We start from the raw sequence: 19,790 nt of genomic DNA, 5'->3' as shown, positions 1-19,790 counted from the left end.
CCTCAGGCAGCGCCGGGCGATGCTAACGGAGTTGGCCGGCACGCCAGGACATCGCCCACGCCTGTGAGTTCTCTATACAATCGCGCGCCTGTTCCGGCAGCCATGTCCCGTTCCCATGGGCAAGATGTGACTTCCGGCACGGGGCGCCATACGTTACTGGGGGGCTTTCGGGGGTATAACCCCGGGGTTCGCCACTGGCGAGCACCCCGACAACGGGGAGCCTGCGTGGCCTGAAAGCTGCAAGGGGTTCCCATGGGAGGAGACACCCAGTGAAAGCGCGTTCCAGTTCGTCCAAGGAGCCAGTCACCGTGAAGAAACCCGCCGCCAAGGCCACGCCAGCACCCAAGCCCGCCGCAAAGAAGGCGCCGGCTGCGAAGCAGGCTGTACCTGCGGCCAAGAAGGTTTCTGCCACCGCACATGGCCCTGTCGCGAAGGAGAAAAGCGCGCCGTCCAAAAAGCCCGCAGCACCACCGGCCAAAGCCGCGACCGCTGCGACCAAGAAGTCCGCCAAGCCTGCAACTGCCGCCACCAGGACCGCAGGCGCGGGCTCATCGTCATCCAAACCCGTCGGCCGCCCTGCTGCCGTTCCTTCTGCCCCCTCGATCCCCATGAAAAAAACGGCTGCCGCCTCCACTTCCGCCCCGGCGACACCCTCGATGCCCGCTCAAACCGCCACGCCCGCACCCGCCGCGCGTGGTGGCCGTGTGTCCCGGCTGTCGCAACTGACCGTGCCCTCGATGCCGCAATCCGTGGCATCGACCGCCGCCAAGTCCAGCTTCTCGCAGGCGCCTTCCAACGCGCTGGTGCCGCCACCGCCACTGGCCGTGAAGAAAGACCCGAAGCTGGCCAACAACTGGAAGACCAAGACGCCCGCCGAGCTGAGCGATGCCGAAGTCATCGCCATGCCCGACGACGAGTACATGAACGAAAAGCAGATGGCGTTCTTCCGCCTGAAGCTCGAAGAACTCAAGCGCGGCATCCTCGAGAACGCCGGCGAGACCACCGAGCACCTGCGTGAAGACACTGTGGTCGTGCCCGACCCGGCCGACCGCGCCACCATCGAGGAAGAACACGCCCTCGAGCTGCGCACGCGCGACCGCGAACGCAAGCTGCTGAAGAAGATCGAGCAGTCGATCCAGCGCATCGACGCCGGCGACTACGGCTACTGCGACGAAACCGGCGAGCCCATCGGCGTGGGCCGCCTCCTGGCCCGCCCGACCGCGACGCTGTCGCTCGAAGCGCAGCAGCGCCGCGAGCTCAAGCAGAAGATGTTCGGGGATTGACACAGGGTCAAGGTAGATAGAAACCAGCGTCTTCGATAGCCTTCGCCGAATGCCAAAGGAAGAGTCGGGCCGCCTTTTTTCAAAGGTGGCCAAGTTTGTCCGCAATCCCCTGAAGGATTGGTCGGAGCTGGATGCCCCTGCCGCCGCCTCGACCTCGGACTCCTCGCTGCCCGCCCAGACCTACAGCCGCGAGATGCTGAAGGAGATGATCGAGCGGCGCCAGCGCAACGATTTCGTGCGCCGGCGCGAGTTCGACATGCTGCGCAAGCTGCGCCAGCGCGAGGCCGCGGCCCATGCCTTCGAGGCGACGGTCACGCCGTCCTCGTTCAACCTCAACAGTTCCTCCGAGGGATCGGACGGCCGCGCACTCACGCTCAAGAAGATCGACGAGATCGAGCAGCAGATGTCGCAGCAGTGGTGGAAGGGGCGGGGCCCGAACGGCGAAACGCTGGTCAACCCGCCGCCCGACGCCGGAGCCGAGACGCTGCCGCCCGTGCACACCGACGAGCTGCTGGCCGAGCCTGCCGGGCACTTGCCTGTCCCCGCGACCGCCGAGGCCGGTAGCAGCCCGGCCGCGGCCGCCGGCGGCGTGCCGCTGATGTCGTCGCGCCTCGCGCACGACGGCGCACTGGAAGAGGCGGTGATCCGCTTCGCGCACGGCGACGACACCGGCGCCGAAGCCATCCTGCTGCAGGCCCTGGCCTCCGAGAGCGCGCCGGCCACCGAGGACGGCCACGACAACCCCGCCGCCGAACGCGACGACAGCCGCTGGCGTGCCCTGTTCGATCTGTACCGCGCGACGGGCGATGCCGCCAAGTTCGCGGCCGCCCGCATGCGCTACGCGCAACGCATGCGGCGCATGGGCCCTGACTGGGTGTCGCTCGAAGAATTGGCCCGCAGCGTCAAGGCCGTGACCGCCAGCGAAGAGGCCGCCGAGGCGGCTGCCGAAGGCGGTGCCGCCCATGCCGATTGGACTTGCCCCGCGCGCCTGGCGCGCGAAGGCCTGATGGAGCTCACCCGTGCGCTCTCGAAGGCGGGCGCGGTGTGGACGCTCGACTGGCGCGGGCTGCACGCCATCGAGCCCGAGGCGGCCGCGCCGCTGCGCGTGCTGTTCGCCCACTGGGCCGGTTCGCCGGTCCAGCTGCGCTTCATGGGCACGGCGCAACTGCTGGCCGTGCTGTCCGAGGCTGCGCCCAACAACGAGCGCGGCACCGACGATGTCTGGTGGCAACTGCACCTCGCGGCGCTGCGCATGATGCACCTGCCCGACGACTTCGAGCTGGTCGCGCTCAACTACTGCATCACCTACGAGGTGTCGCCGCCCGCCTGGCAGGACCCGTGCGGCGAATGCACCACGCTGGCCGCGCCGCCCGCGAGTCGGTCCAACTCGGTCTGGTCGCTGCTATCGGTCGGTGGCGATTCCGAAAGCTTCCCGTCCACCGACACCGGTTTTGCCGCGCTGGCGGGCGACCTGCGGGGCGAGTCGCTGTCGAACTGGCAGCGGCTGGACAACGACCTGCGCCACACCACGGCGCCCGTCATATCCTGTGCGGCGCTGCTGCGCATGGACCTGGCCGCCGCCGGCACGCTACTGAGCTGGGTGCGTGCGCGCGATGCCAACGGCGAACGCGTGCAGTTCGTCGACGCGCATCGGCTCATCGCCGCGCTGTTCAATCTGGTAGGCATTGCCGATCACGCCACGGTGGCGGTTAGAAAAAACTAAACCGGTACCGCTTCTCGGCGGTTGCATTGCCGCCGCGCACCCCCAGATGGCTGCGATGGAACAGTTTCACGGCACCACCATCGTGAGCGTGCGCCGCAAGACCCCCCAAGGCGACCAGGTCGCCATCGGCGGGGACGGGCAGGTCACTCTCGGCAACATCGTCATCAAGGGCACGGCGCGCAAGGTGCGACGGCTCTATCACGGCAAGGTGCTCGCAGGCTTCGCCGGCGCCACGGCCGACGCCTTCACGCTCTTCGAGCGTTTCGAGGCCAAGCTCGAAAAGCACCAGGGGCACCTGACCCGGGCGGCCGTCGAGCTCACCAAGGACTGGCGCACCGACCGCGTGCTGCGCAAGCTAGAAGCCATGCTCGCCGTGGCCGACGCGACCACCTCGCTCATCATCACCGGCAATGGCGATGTGCTGGAGCCCGAAGACGGCGTGATCGCCATCGGTTCGGGCGGCGCGTATGCCCAGTCGGCGGCCAAGGCGCTGATCGAGAACACCGAGCTCTCGGCCGAGCAGATCGTGCGTAAATCGCTGGCGATCGCCGGAGAAATCTGCATTTACACGAACATGAACCACACGGTGGAAGCGCTCTGACCATGTCCATGACCCCCCAGGAAATCGTCTCCGAGCTCGACAACCACATCGTCGGCCAGCCGGCCGCCAAGCGCGCGGTGGCCATCGCCCTGCGCAACCGCTGGCGCCGCCAGCAGGTCGACGACAAGCTGCGCCACGAGATCACGCCGAAGAACATTCTCATGATCGGCCCCACGGGCGTGGGCAAGACCGAAATTGCCCGCCGCCTCGCTCGCCTGGCCGACGCGCCCTTTATCAAGGTCGAGGCCACCAAGTTCACCGAGGTGGGCTACGTCGGCAAGGACGTCGATTCGATCGTCCGCGACCTCGCCGAGATCGCGGTCAAGCAGACGCGCGAATCCGAGAGCATCAAGGTGCGCGCGCGTGCCGAAGACGCCGCTGAGGAACGCATCCTCGACGTGCTGCTGCCTCCGGCGCGCGGCGCAGACGGCACAACGCCTGCGCTGGACGGCCCCAATCCCACGCGCCAGGCGTTCCGCAAGAAGCTGCGCGAGCATCAGCTCGATGACAAGGAAATCGAGCTCGACCTCGCCGAGGCCCGCGCCCCGCTCGAAATCATGGGCCCGGCCGGCATGGAGGAAATGACCGAGCAGCTGCGTGGCATGTTCGGCCAGCTCGGCGGCGGCAAGCGCAAGACGCGCAAGCTCAAGATCGCCGAGGCGATGCGCCTGCTGATCGACGAAGAGGCTGCCAAGCTGGTCAACGAGGACGAGATCCGCGCGCAGGCCATCACCAACGCAGAGCAGAACGGCATCGTCTTCATCGACGAGATCGACAAGGTCGCCACGCGCAGCGAGGCGCAGGGCTCCGACGTGTCGCGCCAGGGCGTGCAGCGCGACCTGCTGCCGCTGGTGGAAGGCACGGCCGTGACCACCAAGTACGGCGTGGTGCGCACCGACCACATGCTGTTCATCGCGAGCGGCGCGTTCCACCTGAGCAAGCCGAGCGACCTGATTCCCGAGCTGCAGGGGCGCTTTCCGATCCGCGTCGAGCTGCAGTCGCTCTCGGTGTCGGACTTCGAAAGCATCCTCACGCAGACCCGTGCTTCGCTCGTGAAGCAGTACCAGGCGCTGCTCGCCACAGAGGGCGTGACGCTCGAATTCACGCCCGAGGGCGTGAACCGGCTGGCCGCCATCGCTTTCGAGGTGAACGAGCGCACGGAGAACATCGGCGCGCGCCGCCTGTCGACCGTGATGGAGCGCCTGCTGGATGAGGTAAGCTTCGATGCGACCCGTCTCGAAGGGCAATCGATCCGCATCGATGCCGCCTATGTCGACGAGCGCCTCGCGGCACTAAGTCACGACGAAGACCTTTCGCGCTTCATCCTCTGAAGCCGCTTCTCCTCCCCCTGTAACGGGGGAATCCTTCACGCATCACTTTCACTGCGTGGGCTAAGTACTTCATTCTCAACGAAATTCGCCGATTCCGAGGATTTGGAATCGGCGCTAAGTCGTTGATTCCATTACAAAAAATAGCCCAAACGGCCAGTTGCTTCTGAAGTGTTTCCTGCTACAGTGCAAAAAAGTGCAGTTAAGTGGGAAAAAGTGCGGGTAGTGCCTCTTTCAGGTGCTGCGGCACTCCCAAAACAGGGGTTTCGTGGTCGTGTTTCAAGGCGCTTCATCGCTCAGTCTGGATGCCAAGGGGCGGCTCTCCGTGCCGACCCGGCACCGTGACGTCCTGAGCGCGACGGCAGGCGGCCAGCTCACGATCACCAAGCATCCGCACGGATGCCTGATGGTGTTCCCCCGTCCCGAATGGGAAAAATTCCGTGAGCGCATCGCTGCGCTGCCGATGTCGGCGCAGTGGTGGAAGCGCGTCTTCCTGGGCAACGCCATGGACGTCGAGATGGACGGCACCGGCCGCATCCTGGTGTCGCCCGAACTGCGCGCGGCCACCGGCATCGCGCGCGACACGCTGCTGCTGGGCATGGGTAACCACTTCGAACTCTGGGACAAGGCCACCTACGAGGCCAAGGAGACCGAGGCCACCCAGGGCGAGATGCCGGATGTGTTTCAGGACTTCGCGTTCTGAGGGCTCACGTGAACACCGCATGGACCCATACGACCGTCTTGCTGAACGAGGCGGTGGAAGCCGTTCTTTCCGGCAGCACGGCGGCAATCGGCACCTACGTGGACGCCACTTTCGGTCGGGGAGGGCATGCGCGTGCAATTCTCTCCAGGCTGGCGCCGGAGGGCAGGCTGATCGCATTCGACAAGGATGCAGAAGCAGTGGCCGAAGCAGCGCGCATCTCCGATGCGCGTTTTTCCATCCGCCATCAGGGATTCCGCTCGCTGGGCGAATTGCCCGATGCGAGCATCGACGGCTTGCTGATGGACCTGGGCGTGAGTTCGCCGCAGATCGACAACCCGGTGCGCGGTTTCAGTTTCCGTTTCGACGGTCCGCTCGACATGCGCATGGACACCACGCGCGGCGAGAGCGTGGCCGAATGGCTGGCAACGGCCGAACTTCCACAAATTGCAGAGGTGATCCGTGACTATGGCGAAGAACGGTTTGCTGTTCAGATTGCAAAGGCGATTGTTGCTCGCAGACAAGAACGGGGCGCAATTTCAACCACCACCGAACTGGCCGAGCTCGTGGCTGGCACGGTCAAAACCCGCGAGCAGGGCCAGAACCCTGCAACGCGCACATTTCAGGCTTTTCGGATTTTCATCAACGCCGAGCTTGAAGAGCTGCAACAGGCGCTAGAAGCCAGCCTGTCCGTGCTCAAGCCCCAGGGGCGGCTCGCGGTGATCAGCTTCCATTCGCTGGAAGACCGCATCGTGAAGCAGTTCATCGCCAAGCACTCGAAGGAGGTCTACGACCGCCGCGCGCCGTTTGCCGCCCCGAAGGTCATGAAACTGCGCGCCCTGGAGCGCATCAAGCCCTCCGACGCCGAGGTCAGGGGTAATCCGCGCTCGCGCAGCGCCATTCTTCGCGTCGCCGAGCGCACCGAGGCGCCCTGACATGGCGCGCATCAACCTGCTCCTGCTGATGGCCGTCATTGCGACGGCGCTGTACCTCGTGCATACGCAGTACCTCTCGCGCCAGCTCTATACCGAGCTCGATCGCGTGCAGCAGGATGCCCGCCGCCTGGAAACCGACCGCGACCGCCTGCAGGTCGAGAAGCGCGCACAGGCCACGCCGCTGCGCGTCGAGAAGCTCGCCAAGGAGCAGCTGCAGATGCGCACCACCTCGCCGGCGATCACGCAGTACGTGCGTCCGGACGGCACGGTGATCCCGGCCGTCGCGCCGGTGGCGCCCGCGCCGGCCCCGCCCAAACCGGCCGCGAAGCCGGCCGCCGCAGCGAGGGCCGCACGATGAGCCGGGACAACCGCAGCGTGCGCTACACCACCAGCCCCTTGCTCGCGAGCAAGACGCCGGTGTGGCGCAGCAAGTTCATCGTTGCCGGCATCGCGCTCGGCTTCGTCATGCTGGCGGGCCGGGCGGCCTACGTGCAGGTGCTCAACAACAGCTTCTTCCAGCGGCAGGGCGAAGTGCGCTTCGCGCGCACGCTCGAACTGCCGGCCAACCGCGGCCGCATCCTCGACCGCAACGGGCTCATCCTCGCCTCCAGCGTGGTGGCGCCCAGCATCTGGGCCATTCCGGAAGACATCGAGCGCGATGACCCGGAGGTGCGCGCCAAGCTCAAGCAGGTCGCCAAGCTGCTCGAGATGCCGCAGAAGGACTTCGACAAGAAGCTCGAGGACGAGGACAAGACCTTCGTCTGGATCAAGCGCCAGGTCGACGAGCCCATCGCCAAGCAGATCGCGGCCCTGAACCTCAAGGGCATCTACCAGCGCAAGGAATACAAGCGCCAGTACCCCGAGGGCGAGGCCGCCGCGCACGTGGTGGGCTTCACCAACGTGGAAGACAACGGCCAGGAAGGCATCGAGCTCGCGTTCAACAAGGAGCTGGCCGGCAAGGCCGGTTCGCGCCGCGTCATCAAGGACCGCCTCGGCCGCGTGGTCGAGGGCGTGGGCGAGACCGTGCCGCCGCTGGACGGCAAGGACATCCAGCTCAGCGTCGACAGCAAGGTGCAGTTCTTCGCCTACCAGAAGCTGCGCGACGCCGTGACCGCGCGCAAGGCCAAGGCCGGCAGCGTGGTGGTGCTCGACTCCGTCACCGGCGAAGTGCTGGCGCTGGCCAACTACCCGAGCTACGTGCCGGACAAGCGCCAGAACCTGACCGGCGAGCAGCTGCGCAACCGCGCGCTCACCGACACCTTCGAGCCCGGCTCGACCATGAAGCCGATCACGGTGGGCATGGCGCTGGAAGCCGGCCGGGTGAAGCCCTCGACGCTGATCGAAACCAGCCCCGGCCGCTTCCAGCTCGGCGGCTTCACGATCAGCGACACCCACAACTACGGCACGCTGACGGTCGAGGGCGTGATCCAGAAGTCGAGCAACGTCGGCGCGCTCAAGATCGCCCAGAAGATGACCCCGCACGAGATGTGGGACACCTACACCGCGCTCGGCTACGGCCAGAAGCCGCAGATCCAGTTCCCCGGCGCCGTGACGGGCCGGCTGCGCCCGTGGAAGACCTGGAAGCCGGTCGAGCAGGCGACCATGGCCTACGGCTACGGCCTGTCGGCGTCGCTGTTCCAGATGGCGCATTCGTACACCTCGTTCGCGCACGACGGCTCCATCATTCCGGTGACCATCCTGAAGAATTCAGAGGCGCCGGTCGGCGTGCGTGTGTTCTCGCCGTCGAATGCGCTGGCGGTGCGCAAGATGCTGCAGATGGCCGCCGGCCCTGGCGGCACCGGCACGCGCGCGCAGACGGTCGGCTACTCGGTCGGCGGCAAGTCGGGCACGGCCCACAAGCAGGTCGGCAAGGGCTATGCGAGCAACAAGTACCGGGCCTGGTTCACCGGCATGGCGCCTATCGAGAAGCCCCGCATCATCGTCGCAGTGATGATCGACGAACCGAGCGACGGCCAGTATTTCGGCGGCGTCGCCGCGGCCCCCGTGTTCAGCGAAGTCGTGCAGCAGACCCTGCGCATGATGAACGTACCGCCCGATCTGGCGGTCAAACCGCTTGTGATGACGCAGGGCGTCGACGAGAGTTTCTGAACATGCTGACCTTCACTTCTCCCCAACTGGCCGCGGCCTGGCTCAAGGAGCGTGCGCCGCAGGCCGCGATGCATGCCGACAGCCGTGCCGTGGGTGCGGGCGACATCTTCGTCGCCTGGCCCGGCGCCGCGACCGACGGGCGCAAGCACGTGGCGGCCGCGCTGGCGCAGGGCGCGGCGATCTGCCTGGTGGAGCACGAGGGCGTGGAGGCCTTCGGCTTCGAGGGCGCTCTTGTCGACGATGGGCGCATCGTGAGCTACCCCGGTTTGAAGGCTGCCACCGGCCCGATCGCCTCGGCCTTCTACGACAACCCCTCGGCCCTGCTCGACGTGCTGGCCGTGACCGGCACCAACGGCAAGACTTCCACCGCATGGTGGCTGGCCGAATCGCTTTCCACGCTGAGTGCGGCGGGTGGCGTGCGCGCGATGAACCCCGACGGCACCGTGCAGCGCGATGCGCCGTCGCCCTGCGCGGTGATGGGCACGCTGGGCATCGGCGTGCCGCCCGAGCTGACCTACACCGGCCTGACCACGCCCGACCCGGTGATGATGCAGCGCGAGCTGCGCTCGCTGGTCGAGCGCGGCTTCGGCGCCTGCGCCATCGAGGCCTCGTCCATCGGCATCGCCGAACGCCGGCTCGACGGCGCGCAGATCGCCGTGGCCGTGTTCACCAACTTCACGCAGGACCACCTCGACTACCACGGCAGCATGGACGCCTACTGGCAGGCCAAGGCCGAGCTGTTCCGCTGGCCCGGCCTGCGCGCAGCGGTGATCAACATCGACGACACGCACGGCGCCAGCCTGTGCGCGAACCTGATCGACGCCGGCATCGGCGCGCTCGACGTCTGGACCGTCTCGGCCGGCGGCAAGCCGGCCCGCCTCATGGCGCGCGACATCGGCTACGACGCGCAGGGCCTGCAGTTCTCGGTGGCCGAGCACGGCACCACCGCGGTGGAACGGCTGTCCACCGGCCTCATCGGCCAGTACAACGTGGCCAACCTGCTCGGCGTGCTCGGCACCCTGCGCGCGCTCGGCCTCACGCTGGCCCAGGCCGTGGCCGCCTGCGCCAACCTCACGAGCGTGCCGGGCCGCATGGACCGCGCGGGCATCGGCGAAGGTGCTCCGCTGGCGGTGGTCGACTACGCCCACACACCCGACGCGCTCGACAAGGCCCTGATCGGCCTGCGCCCGCTGGCGAAGCAGCGCGGCGGTGCGCTCTGGTGCCTGTTCGGCTGCGGCGGCGACCGCGACCCGATCAAGCGCCCGATGATGGCCGCCGTCGCCGAACGCCAGGCCGACCGCGTGATCGTCACCAGCGACAACCCGCGCAGCGAGAAGCCCGACGCGATCATCAGCCAGGTGCTGCGCGGTTTCTCGCGTCCCGAGGCTGCGCAGGTGCAGCCCGACCGCGGCATCGCCATCGCCGATGCGATCGCGCAGGCCGCGCCGCAGGACGTCGTGCTGATCGCCGGCAAGGGCCACGAGGCCTGGCAGGAAATTGCCGGCCAGCGCATCGACTTTTCTGACAAGGCCCACGTGCTGCAGGCACTGGCGAAGCGGGGTGCCCCGGCATGACCGACACGACGCCGCTCAACATCACGCTGGCCCAGGTGCAGCAATGGATTCCGGGTTCGCGCCTCGTGGGTGACGCCTCGACCGTCATCGCGCGCGTGCACACCGACACGCGCACGCTCGCGCAGGGCGACCTGTTCGTCGCGCTCAAGGGCGAGCGCTTCGACGCCAACGACTTCCTCGCCGACGCGAAGAAGCAGGGCGCCGTGGCCGCCATCGCGCACCGAGGCCTTGAAGCCGCCGGCCTCGCCGGCCTCGAAGTGCCCGACACGCTGGCCGCGCTGGGCGCACTCGGCGCGGGCTGGCGCGCGCAGTTCGAGCTGCCGCTGATCGCCGTGACTGGCAGCAACGGCAAGACCACCGTCACGCAGATGATCGCGGCCGTGCTGTTCGCCACGCGCGGGGAACGTGCCTTGGCCACGGCCGGCAACTTCAACAACGAGATCGGCGTGCCGCTCACGCTGCTGCGCCTGCGCGCGCAGCACCAGCTCGCGGTACTCGAACTGGGCATGAACCATCCGGGCGAGATCGCGCGGCTGGCCGCCGTTTCGCGCCCGACCATCGCGCTCGTCAACAACGCGCAGCGCGAGCACCAGGAATTCATGGCCACCGTCGAGGCGGTCGCCGTCGAGAACGGCGCCGTGTTCGCGGTGCTGCCCGACGACGGCACCGCCGTGTTCCCCCATGGCGACACCTTCACCTCGCTGTGGACCGACATGGCGCATGCCACCGGCGCCCGACGCTGCATGACCTTCGGCGAGTCCGAAGACGCCGACATCTCGCTCGACAGTGTCGAATGGAAGCAGGGCGCCTGGGCCGTGCGCATCCGCACGCCGCTCGGCGCCTTCGACGCGCGCCTGCACATCGCGGGCCGGCACAACGTGGTCAATGCGCTGGCGGCCACCGCCTGCGCGCTCGCGGCCGGCGTGTCGCTCGAGACCATTGCCGAAGGTCTGTCGGCCTTCGAGCCGGTCAAGGGCCGCTCGCGCGCCAGCGAGATCGTGCTGGCCGGCGGCCATGCGCTGACGCTGGTCGACGACAGCTACAACGCGAATCCCGATTCCGTGATCGCAGCCATCGACGTGCTCGCCGCCCTTCCGGGCCCGCGCCTGCTGGTGCTCGGCGACATGGGCGAGGTGGGCGACCGCTCGCCCGAGTTCCATGCCGAAGTCGGCGCGTGGGCGCGCCAGCGCGGCATCGAGTCCGTCTACACGCTGGGCGCGGCGACGGTGCACACCGCCACCGCTTTCCAGGACGGCGGCGAGGGCCGCGACGGACGCCATTTCGACGAGTTCGACGCGCTCGGCGCGGCCGTGCTCGCGCGCCTGCCGCAGATCGGTAGCGTGCTCGTGAAGGGATCGCGCTTCATGAAGATGGAGCGCGTGGTGAAAGCCATCGAGGCACAACAACAAAAGGAGGCCGGTCATGACGCATGAGCCGCGCGAAACGACATGCTGATGACCCTGGCCCAATGGCTGCAGACGCTCTCGCCCGAATTCGGGTTCCTGCGTGTCTTCCAGTACCTCACCTTCCGCGCGCTGATGGCCGCGCTGACCGCGCTCGTGGTCGGCCTCGTGGCCGGCCCTTACGTGATCCGCCGCCTTGCCGCGCTCAAGATCGGCCAGCCCGTGCGCGGCTACGGCATGGAAACGCACCTGACCAAGAGCGGCACGCCCACCATGGGTGGCGTGCTCGTGCTGTTCGCCATCGCCTTCGCCACGCTGCTGTGGTTCGATATCTCGAACCGCTTCGTGTGGATCGTGCTGTGGGTCACCATGGGTTTCGGTGCCATCGGCTGGGTCGACGACTGGCGCAAGGTGGTGCGCAAGGACCCGGAAGGCATGCGCTCGCGCGAGAAGTATTTCTGGCAGTCGTTGGTCGGCCTGCTCGCGGGCTTCTACCTGCTGTTCAGCATCTCCGAAAGCTCCAACTGGCGCGTGCTCGAGCTGTTCTTCGCCTGGGTGCGCTCGGGCTTCGACCTCGACTTTCCGCCCAAGATCAACCTGCTGGTGCCTTTCTTCAAGGAAGTGAGCTACCCGCTCGGGGGCATCGGCTTCGTGATCCTCACCTACCTCGTGATCGTGGGCGCGAGCAATGCCGTGAACCTGACCGACGGCCTCGACGGGCTGGCGATCATGCCGGTGGTGATGGTGGGCTCGGCGCTGGGCGTGTTTGCCTACGTCACGGGCAGTGCGGTGTATTCCAAGTACCTGCTGTTCCCCAACATCCCGGGCTCGGGCGAGCTGCTGGTGTTCTGCTCGGCCATGGCCGGCGCGGGGCTCGCGTTCCTCTGGTTCAACACGCACCCGGCGCAGGTGTTCATGGGCGACGTGGGCGCGCTGGCGCTCGGCGGCGCGCTGGGCACCATCGCGGTCATCGTGCGCCAGGAGATCGTGTTCTTCATCATGGGCGGCATCTTCGTGGTCGAGGCGATCTCGGTGATGGCGCAGGTCATGTACTTCAAGTACACCAAGAAGCGCTTCGGCGAAGGCCGCCGCGTGCTCAAGATGGCGCCGCTGCACCATCACTTCGAGAAGAGCGGCTGGCGCGAGACGCAGGTCGTGGTGCGCTTCTGGATCATCACGATGCTGCTGTGCCTCGTGGGCCTTTCGACGTTGAAGCTGCGGTAACGAAACCATGCGGCACCTGAAAGACCTCCCCGTCCTCGTCCTCGGCCTCGGTGCGTCCGGGCTGGCGATGACGCGCTGGTGCGCGCGCCACGGTGCCGTCGTGACCGTGGCCGACACGCGCGAAGCGCCGTCCCTGCTGGCGACGCTGCGGGCGGAACTGCCTGGGGTGAGCTTTGTCGGCGGGCCGTTCTCGGCCGCGCTGGTCGAGGGCGCGCCGATTCGCGCCGTGTACCGCTCGCCGGGCCTGTCGCCCGAAACCATCGCGCCGGTGGCCGATGCGGCGCGGGCCATGGGCCTGCCGGTTGGTGGCGAACTGGACCTGTTCGCGCGCGCGCTGCTGGATCTGCGCACGGTCGAGGTGCCGGTGGTGGAAGCCGGGCCGGAGCCTGAACCCGAAGCCGCCGCCGAAGTGGAAGCACCGGCCGAACCGGCCGCGGAAGCGCCTGTCGAAGCTGCCGAGCCCGAAGCTCAGGCGCAGCTGGCGCTGGAGGAGCCTGCGCCGGTTGAAGAAGCGGTCGAACCCCCGGCGCCGGCCGAAGCTGCTGAACCTGTCGAAGCGCAGCCCGAATCGACCGTTCCCGCGATGGCCGAAGCGATGCCGCGCGACCCATCGATGAGCATTGCCGCGCCGATGCCGCCGGAAGCTTCGGAGGCCGCACCCGCCGAAGTCATCGCAACGACGGAAGCCGTCGAGGCCGAGCCCGAGCAGGCCGACGGCGCAGTGCAAACGGCAGCGGAAGCGACGGATGCGCCCAAGGCTGCACCCGCCACCGTCTCCCGCCTCCCAATCACAGGCAAGCCCTACGTCCCGACCGCCGCCAAAGAGGCTGCCGAGTTCGTCGCCAAGATCGCCGAAATCTCCGCCACCAACCCGGCCTCGGCCGCGGTGGAGGAAGAGTCGCCCCAGCTCGAACTGGCGCCCCCCGTCGAGCCCGAAGCGCCCAAGGGCTACACGCCCGCGGTGCTCGCCATCACCGGCACCAACGGCAAGACCACCGTGACCTCGCTCACCGGCCAGCTGGTCGAACGCGCGGGCAAGACCGTGGCCGTGGCCGGCAACATCGGCCCGACGCTGCTCGATACGCTGTCCGCGCACATCGATGCCGGCACACTCCCCGATGTGTGGGTGCTCGAACTGTCGAGCTTCCAGCTCGACGGCGTGCAGGGCTTCGAGCCGACCGCTGCGACGGTGCTCAACCTCACGCAGGACCATCTCGACTGGCACGGCGACATGAAGGCTTATGCCGCAGCCAAGGCGCGCATCTTCGGTGCACGGGGCTTGATGATCCTGAACCGTGACGACGACGGCGTGATGGCCATGCTGCCCGCACCCGTCAGGGTCAAGCTGCAGCGCCCGCAGATCCGCACGCACGTCACCTTCGGCAGCGCGATGCCGCTGCGCCCGGGCGACTACGGCATCGAGCGCGTCAACGGCATGGCCTGGCTGGTGCGTGCGCTGGAAGCCGACGAAACGCAGAAGCGCAAGCGCGGCGCCGTGGTCGAGGAAGAAATCTTCCTGCAGCGGCTGATGCCCGCCGATGCGCTGCGCATCCGCGGCCGCCACAACGCCATGAACGCGCTGGCCGCACTCGCGCTGGCCAGTGCCGCCGACTGCCCGCTGGGCCCGATGCTCTACGGCCTGCGCGAATACCGCGGCGAGCCGCATCGCGTGGAACCCATCGCCATCGTGGACGAGGTCGAGTACTTCGACGACAGCAAGGGCACCAACGTAGGCGCCACCGTGGCCGCGCTGACCGGTCTCGGCGAAGAGCGCCGCGTGGTCGTGATCCTTGGCGGCGAAGGCAAGGGGCAGGACTTCGAGCCGCTGGCCGAACCGGTGCGCCGGTACGCGCGCGCCGTGGTGCTCATCGGCCGCGACGCGCCGCTCATCGAAGCCGCGCTGGCACAGACCGGCGTTTCGCTGCTGCAGGCCGGCTCGATGGACGAGGCCGTGAAGCTCGCATCCGCGCGCGCCAACCCCGGCGATGCCGTGCTGCTGTCACCGGCCTGTGCGAGCTTCGACATGTTCAAGGATTACGCGCACCGCGCCGAGGTGTTCCGCGAGGCCGTGCAGGCCTTCGAGGACAGCCCGCGCGGCATGGGCGATTCGACGGAGGACACGGTTTGAACTCTGCCGCCTCAGGCGCCACGCCCAACGCATCCACCGGCCGCTTCGGCGGCTGGTTCAGGCGCGCCCGCAGCGGGATCGACTCGCTGCCCGTGCACCTGCCCGTGCGGCTGGGCGGCGCCGGCGTCGCGCAGACAAAAGCCACGCCGATGCGCGTGCTGGGTTTCGATCAGGCGCTGGTCTGGGTCACGGTCGCACTGCTGATGTGGGGCCTGGTCATGGTGTATTCGGCCTCCATCGCGCTGCCCGACAACCCGCGCTTTGCGCGCGCCGGCTACAGCGCCTCGTATTTCCTCACGCGGCATGCGGCCTCGGTGGTCTTCGCGTTCATCACCGCGCTGCTGGCTTTCCAGATTCCCATGAAGACCTGGGAGCGCGCCGCGCCATGGCTCTTCGTGGCTTCGCTGCTGCTGCTGGTGGCCGTGCTCATTCCGCACATCGGCATCAACGTGAACGGCGCGCGCCGCTGGCTGCCGATGGGCTTCATGCGCTTCCAGCCCTCGGAGCTCGCCAAGCTCGCAATGGTGCTCTACGCCGCCAGCTACATGGTGCGCAAGATGGAGATCAAGGAGCGCTTCTTCCGCGCCGTGCTGCCGATGGGCATCGCGGTGGTGGTGGTCGGCATGCTGGTGATGGCCGAGCCCGACATGGGCGCCTTCATGGTGATCGCGGTGATCGCCATGGGCATCCTGTTCCTGGGCGGCGTGAACGCGCGCATGTTCTTCGTGATCGCCGCGCTGGTGGTGGTGGCCTTCGGCACCATCGTCGCGACCAGCCCGTGGCGCCGCGAACGAATCTTTGCCTACCTCGACCCGTGGAGCGAGGAGCACGCGCTCGGCAAAGGCTACCAGCTGTCGCACTCGCTGATCGCCATCGGGCGCGGCGAGGTCTTCGGCGTGGGCCTGGGCGGCAGCGTGGAGAAGCTGCACTGGCTGCCCGAGGCGCACACCGATTTCCTGTTGGCCGTGATCGGCGAGGAATTCGGCCTGGTCGGCGTGCTGCTGATCATCGGCCTGTTCCTCTGGCTCACGCGCCGCATCATGCACATCGGCCGCCAGGCGATTGCCCTCGACCGCGTGTTCTCGGGCCTCGTCGCACAGGGCGTGGGCGTGTGGCTCGGCTTCCAGACCTTCATCAACATGGGCGTGAACCTCGGTGCGCTGCCGACCAAGGGCCTGACCCTGCCGCTGATGAGCTTCGGCGGCTCGGCCATCCTGATGAACCTGGTGGCGCTGGCCGTGGTGCTGCGCATCGATTACGAGAACCGCGTGCTGATGCGGGGAGGCCGCGTATGACCGGCCGTACCGCACTCGTCATGGCCGGCGGCACCGGCGGCCACATCTTCCCCGGACTCGCGGTGGCCGAGGCCCTGCGCGAGCGCGGCTGGCAGGTGCACTGGCTGGGCGCACCCGGCAGTATGGAAGAAAAGCTCGTGCCGCCGCGCGGCTTCGCCTTCGAGCCCGTGCAGTTCGGTGGCGTGCGCGGCAAGGGCCCGCTCACGCTCTTCCTGCTGCCGCTGAAGCTGCTGCGTGCCTTCTGGCAGAGCCTGCGCGTGGTGCGCCGCGTGAAGCCTGACGTGTTGGTGGGCCTGGGTGGCTACATCACCTTTCCGGGCGGCATGATGGGCGTGCTGCTCAACAAGCCGCTGGTGCTGCACGAGCAGAACTCGGTCGCCGGCCTTGCCAACAAGGTGTTGGCAGGCGTCGCCGATCGTGTGTTCACGGCCTTCCCGAACGTGCTGAAGAAGGCGCAGTGGGTGGGCAACCCGCTGCGCGCGGCCTTCACTTCGCAGCCCGATCCGGCCGCGCGCTTCGCGGGCCGCACCGGGCCGCTCAAGCTGCTGGTGGTGGGCGGCAGCCTCGGGGCGCGCGGCCTCAACACCGTGGTGCCGCAGGCGCTGGCCCGCATCGAGCCGGCGACGCGCCCGCAGGTGCTGCACCAGAGCGGCGCCAAGCAGATCGACGAGTTGCGCGCCAACTACACAGCGGCCGGCGTCGAAGGCGAGCTCACGCCCTTCATTGAAGACACCGCGCAGGCGTATGCCGACGCCGACATCATCGTTGCGCGCGCCGGTGCCAGCACCGTCACAGAAATCGCGGCCGTCGGCGCAGCAGCGCTGTTCGTGCCTTTCCCCTCGGCGGTCGACGACCACCAGACCACCAACGCGCGCTTCCTCGTGGACGCGGGCGGCGGGTGGCTCGTGCAGCAGGCCGACCTCACTCCTGAATTGCTGGCTGATTTGCTACAGAAAACCGGGCGCGATGCGCTGATAGAGAAGGCCGCCAAGGCCAAGACCATGCAGAAGACAGAAGCAGTGGAAGCCGTCGTCCGCGCTTGCGAGGAGCTTGCCAAATGAAGCACGCGATCCACCACATTCATTTCGTCGGCATCGGCGGTTCCGGCATGAGCGGCATCGCCGAAGTGCTGCTGAACCTGGGCTACAGGATCACCGGCTCCGACCTGTCCGACAGCGCCACGCTGCGCCGGCTCGCGGGCCTGGGTATCGGCACCTTCGTGGGCCACGCCGCCGCGCACATCGACGGCGCGGACGCGGTCGTCACCTCGACTGCCGTGCAATCGGACAACCCCGAAGTGCTGGCCGCGCGCGAAAAGCGCATTCCGGTCGTGCCGCGCGCGCTGATGCTGGCCGAGCTGATGCGCCTGAAGCAGGGCATTGCCATTGCCGGCACGCATGGCAAGACCACCACCACCAGCCTGGTGGCAAGCGTGCTCGACGCCGCCGGGCTCGACCCGACCTTTGTGATCGGCGGGCGCCTGAACAGCGCCGGTGCCAACGCGCAGCTCGGCAGCGGCGACTACATCGTGGTCGAGGCCGACGAGTCGGACGCGTCGTTCCTGAACCTGCTGCCCGTGATGGCGGTGGTCACGAACATCGATGCCGACCATATGGAGACTTACGGGCACGACTTCGCGAAGCTCAAGAAGGCCTTTGTCGACTTCCTGCACCGCATGCCGTTCTACGGCGTGGCCATCCTGTGCACCGACGACCCGGCGGTGCGCGAGATCGTGGCCGACGTGACCTGCCCGGTCACCAGCTACGGCTTCGGCGAGGACGCCCAGGTGCGCGCCGTCGACGTGCGCGCGGTCGGCGGACAGATGCATTTCACCGCGCAGCGCCGCAACGGCGTGACGCTGCCGGACCTGCCCATCGTGCTGAACCTGCCGGGCGAGCACAACGTGCGCAACGCGCTGTCGGTGATCGCGGTGGCGGTGGAGCTCGGCATTCCCGACGAGGCCGTGCAGCGCGGCCTTGCGGGCTTCAAGGGCGTGGGTCGCCGCTTCCAGAGCTACGGCGAGGTGGCGGTGCAAGGGGGCCATGCAGCCGGCACCTTCACCGTCATCGACGACTACGGCCATCACCCGGTCGAGATGGCGGCCACCATCGCGGCCGCGCGCGGCGCGTTTCCGGGCCGCCGGCTGGTGCTCGCCTTCCAGCCGCACCGCTACACCCGCACGCGCGACTGCTTCGAGGATTTCGTGAAGGTCATCGGTACCGCCGACTCCGTGCTGCTCGGCGAGGTCTATGCCGCGGGCGAGGCACCCATCGTGGCGGCCGACGGGCGCACGCTGGCGCGCGCGCTGCGCGTGGCCGGCAAGGTCGAGCCGGTGTTCGTCGACGACATCGCGGCCATGCCGCAGGCCATTCTCGACAACGCCCGTCCGGGCGACGTGGTCCTCTCCATGGGCGCCGGGTCCATCGGTGCGGTGCCGGGCAAGGTCGTCGAACTCGGCGCGGCTGTGGCTGCGGCACCCTCAACATCGGAGCGCGGTTCGCGCAAAGGGAGGGCCTCATGAGCCTTCAGAATCCTCAACTCTTCGGCAAGGTTGCCGTGCTGTTCGGCGGCAGTTCCGCCGAACGCGAAATCTCTTTGATGTCGGGCACCGGCGTGCTCGAAGCCCTGCGGTCGCGCGGTGTCGACGCGCACGCCTTCGACCCTTCGCAGCGCGATCTGGCCGACCTCAAGCGCGAAGGCTTCGCGCGCTGCTTCGTCGCGCTGCATGGCCGCCACGGCGAGGACGGCACCGTGCAGGGCGCGCTCGAACTGCTCGGCATTCCCTACACGGGCTCGGGCGTGATGGCGTCGAGCGTGGCCATGGACAAGGTCATGACCAAGCGCATCTGGCAGGCCGACGGCCTGCCCACACCCAAGTACGTGCGCCTGGCCTTCGACCAGCAAAGCCGTGAACAGGTCATGGTGGTGCCCGACGTGCTCGGCCTGCCGCTGATCGTGAAGCCACCGCGCGAGGGCTCGTCCATCGGCGTGACCAAGGTCGAGGGCTACTCCCAGATGCAGGACGCGGTCACGCTGTCTGCGAAGTACGACGCCGATGTGCTCTGCGAGGAATTCATCGAGGGCGAGGAAGTGACCTGCGCCGTGCTCGGCCAGGGGCTCGATGCGCGCGCGCTGCCGGTGGTGCGCATCGCCGCGCCCGAAGGCGCCTACGACTACCAGAACAAGTACTTCACCGACGACGTGAAATACCAATGCCCGAGCGGCCTTCCCGAGGCCGAGGAGCACGAGATCCAGCGCATCACGCTGGCCGCGTACCACACGCTCGGTTGCCGCGGCTGGGGCCGCGCCGACGTGATGATCCGCGCCAGCGATCGCAAGCCTTTCCTGCTGGAGATGAACACCTCGCCCGGCATGACCAGCCATTCGCTGGTGCCGATGTCGGCCCGAGCCGCGGGCATCCCCTACGAAGAGCTGTGCCTTCGTGTGCTGGCCTCCGCTTCGCTGGATGCAAAGGGAGGCGCGTAGT

16 protein-coding genes are annotated in these 19,790 nt (G+C 67.9%); all 16 read left to right on the top strand.

The window, feature by feature from the left end; translation table 11 throughout:
• Window positions 1–308: 308 nt before the first annotated feature.
• The 16 genes from dksA (at window position 309) to ASD05_RS23040 (ending at window position 19,789) form a co-directional block, all read left to right on the top strand.
• The gene (dksA, locus tag ASD05_RS30835) at window positions 309–1,283 is read left to right on the top strand and encodes an RNA polymerase-binding protein DksA (protein WP_235508079.1); all 975 of its coding nucleotides are present in this window, start codon (window positions 309–311) and stop codon (window positions 1,281–1,283) included.
• A gap of 85 nt (window positions 1,284–1,368) precedes the next feature.
• Window positions 1,369–3,006 carry an STAS domain-containing protein gene (locus tag ASD05_RS23110; protein WP_235508068.1) on the top strand — a complete coding sequence of 546 codons (1,638 nt, stop codon included), beginning with the start codon at window positions 1,369–1,371 and terminating at the stop codon, window positions 3,004–3,006.
• 55 nt (window positions 3,007–3,061) lie between these two features.
• Entirely contained in the window at window positions 3,062–3,607 is a 546-nt protein-coding gene (gene hslV / locus ASD05_RS23105; protein ID WP_007832466.1) for an ATP-dependent protease subunit HslV, read from the top strand.
• 2 nt (window positions 3,608–3,609) lie between these two features.
• Window positions 3,610–4,938 carry an ATP-dependent protease ATPase subunit HslU gene (gene hslU, locus ASD05_RS23100; RefSeq protein WP_056597483.1) on the top strand — a complete coding sequence of 443 codons (1,329 nt, stop codon included), beginning with the start codon at window positions 3,610–3,612 and terminating at the stop codon, window positions 4,936–4,938.
• 271 nt (window positions 4,939–5,209) lie between these two features.
• A complete protein-coding gene (mraZ, locus tag ASD05_RS23095; RefSeq protein WP_056597953.1) occupies window positions 5,210–5,638 on the top strand; it encodes a division/cell wall cluster transcriptional repressor MraZ in 429 nt (142 codons plus the stop codon).
• Window positions 5,639–5,646: 8 nt separating this feature from the next.
• Window positions 5,647–6,570, top strand: coding sequence for a 16S rRNA (cytosine(1402)-N(4))-methyltransferase RsmH (rsmH, locus tag ASD05_RS23090; RefSeq protein ID WP_056597481.1), 924 nt, complete (start codon window positions 5,647–5,649; stop codon window positions 6,568–6,570).
• Between the two features lies 1 nt (window position 6,571).
• Entirely contained in the window at window positions 6,572–6,928 is a 357-nt protein-coding gene (gene ftsL / locus ASD05_RS23085) for a cell division protein FtsL (protein WP_056597479.1), read from the top strand.
• A complete protein-coding gene (locus tag ASD05_RS23080) occupies window positions 6,925–8,679 on the top strand; it encodes a peptidoglycan D,D-transpeptidase FtsI family protein (RefSeq protein ID WP_056597477.1) in 1,755 nt (584 codons plus the stop codon). The genes ftsL and ASD05_RS23080 overlap by 4 nt, the downstream gene beginning before the upstream one ends.
• Before the next feature lie 2 nt (window positions 8,680–8,681).
• The gene (locus ASD05_RS23075; protein WP_056597475.1) at window positions 8,682–10,253 is read left to right on the top strand and encodes a UDP-N-acetylmuramoyl-L-alanyl-D-glutamate--2,6-diaminopimelate ligase; all 1,572 of its coding nucleotides are present in this window, start codon (window positions 8,682–8,684) and stop codon (window positions 10,251–10,253) included.
• The gene (locus ASD05_RS23070; RefSeq protein ID WP_056597473.1) at window positions 10,250–11,686 is read left to right on the top strand and encodes a UDP-N-acetylmuramoyl-tripeptide--D-alanyl-D-alanine ligase; all 1,437 of its coding nucleotides are present in this window, start codon (window positions 10,250–10,252) and stop codon (window positions 11,684–11,686) included. Before ASD05_RS23075 ends, ASD05_RS23070 begins: the two co-directional genes overlap by 4 nt.
• 15 nt (window positions 11,687–11,701) lie before the next feature.
• Window positions 11,702–12,880, top strand: coding sequence for a phospho-N-acetylmuramoyl-pentapeptide-transferase (gene mraY, locus ASD05_RS23065; protein ID WP_007832453.1), 1,179 nt, complete (start codon window positions 11,702–11,704; stop codon window positions 12,878–12,880).
• A gap of 7 nt (window positions 12,881–12,887) precedes the next feature.
• Window positions 12,888–15,008 carry a UDP-N-acetylmuramoyl-L-alanine--D-glutamate ligase gene (gene murD / locus ASD05_RS23060; protein WP_056597471.1) on the top strand — a complete coding sequence of 707 codons (2,121 nt, stop codon included), beginning with the start codon at window positions 12,888–12,890 and terminating at the stop codon, window positions 15,006–15,008.
• On the top strand, window positions 15,005–16,303 hold the full coding sequence (ftsW, locus tag ASD05_RS23055; RefSeq protein WP_056597469.1) for a putative lipid II flippase FtsW: 1,299 nt from the start codon (window positions 15,005–15,007) through the stop codon (window positions 16,301–16,303). Before murD ends, ftsW begins: the two co-directional genes overlap by 4 nt.
• Window positions 16,300–17,364 (top strand): undecaprenyldiphospho-muramoylpentapeptide beta-N-acetylglucosaminyltransferase, encoded by a 1,065-nt coding sequence (gene murG / locus ASD05_RS23050; protein ID WP_056597468.1) that lies wholly within the window; start codon window positions 16,300–16,302, stop codon window positions 17,362–17,364. The genes ftsW and murG overlap by 4 nt, the downstream gene beginning before the upstream one ends.
• Window positions 17,361–18,824 (top strand): UDP-N-acetylmuramate--L-alanine ligase, encoded by a 1,464-nt coding sequence (gene murC / locus ASD05_RS23045; protein WP_056597466.1) that lies wholly within the window; start codon window positions 17,361–17,363, stop codon window positions 18,822–18,824. Before murG ends, murC begins: the two co-directional genes overlap by 4 nt.
• Window positions 18,821–19,789: a D-alanine--D-alanine ligase gene (locus ASD05_RS23040; protein ID WP_056597464.1), complete on the top strand. Its 969-nt coding sequence runs from the start codon at window positions 18,821–18,823 to the stop codon at window positions 19,787–19,789. Before murC ends, ASD05_RS23040 begins: the two co-directional genes overlap by 4 nt.
• Window position 19,790: the final 1 nt, after the last annotated feature.

It is taken from the genome of Variovorax sp. Root434 (genome assembly GCF_001426595.1).
GTDB lineage: Bacteria > Pseudomonadota > Gammaproteobacteria > Burkholderiales > Burkholderiaceae_C > Variovorax.
This window is presented reverse-complemented; position numbering and strand designations above follow the sequence as displayed.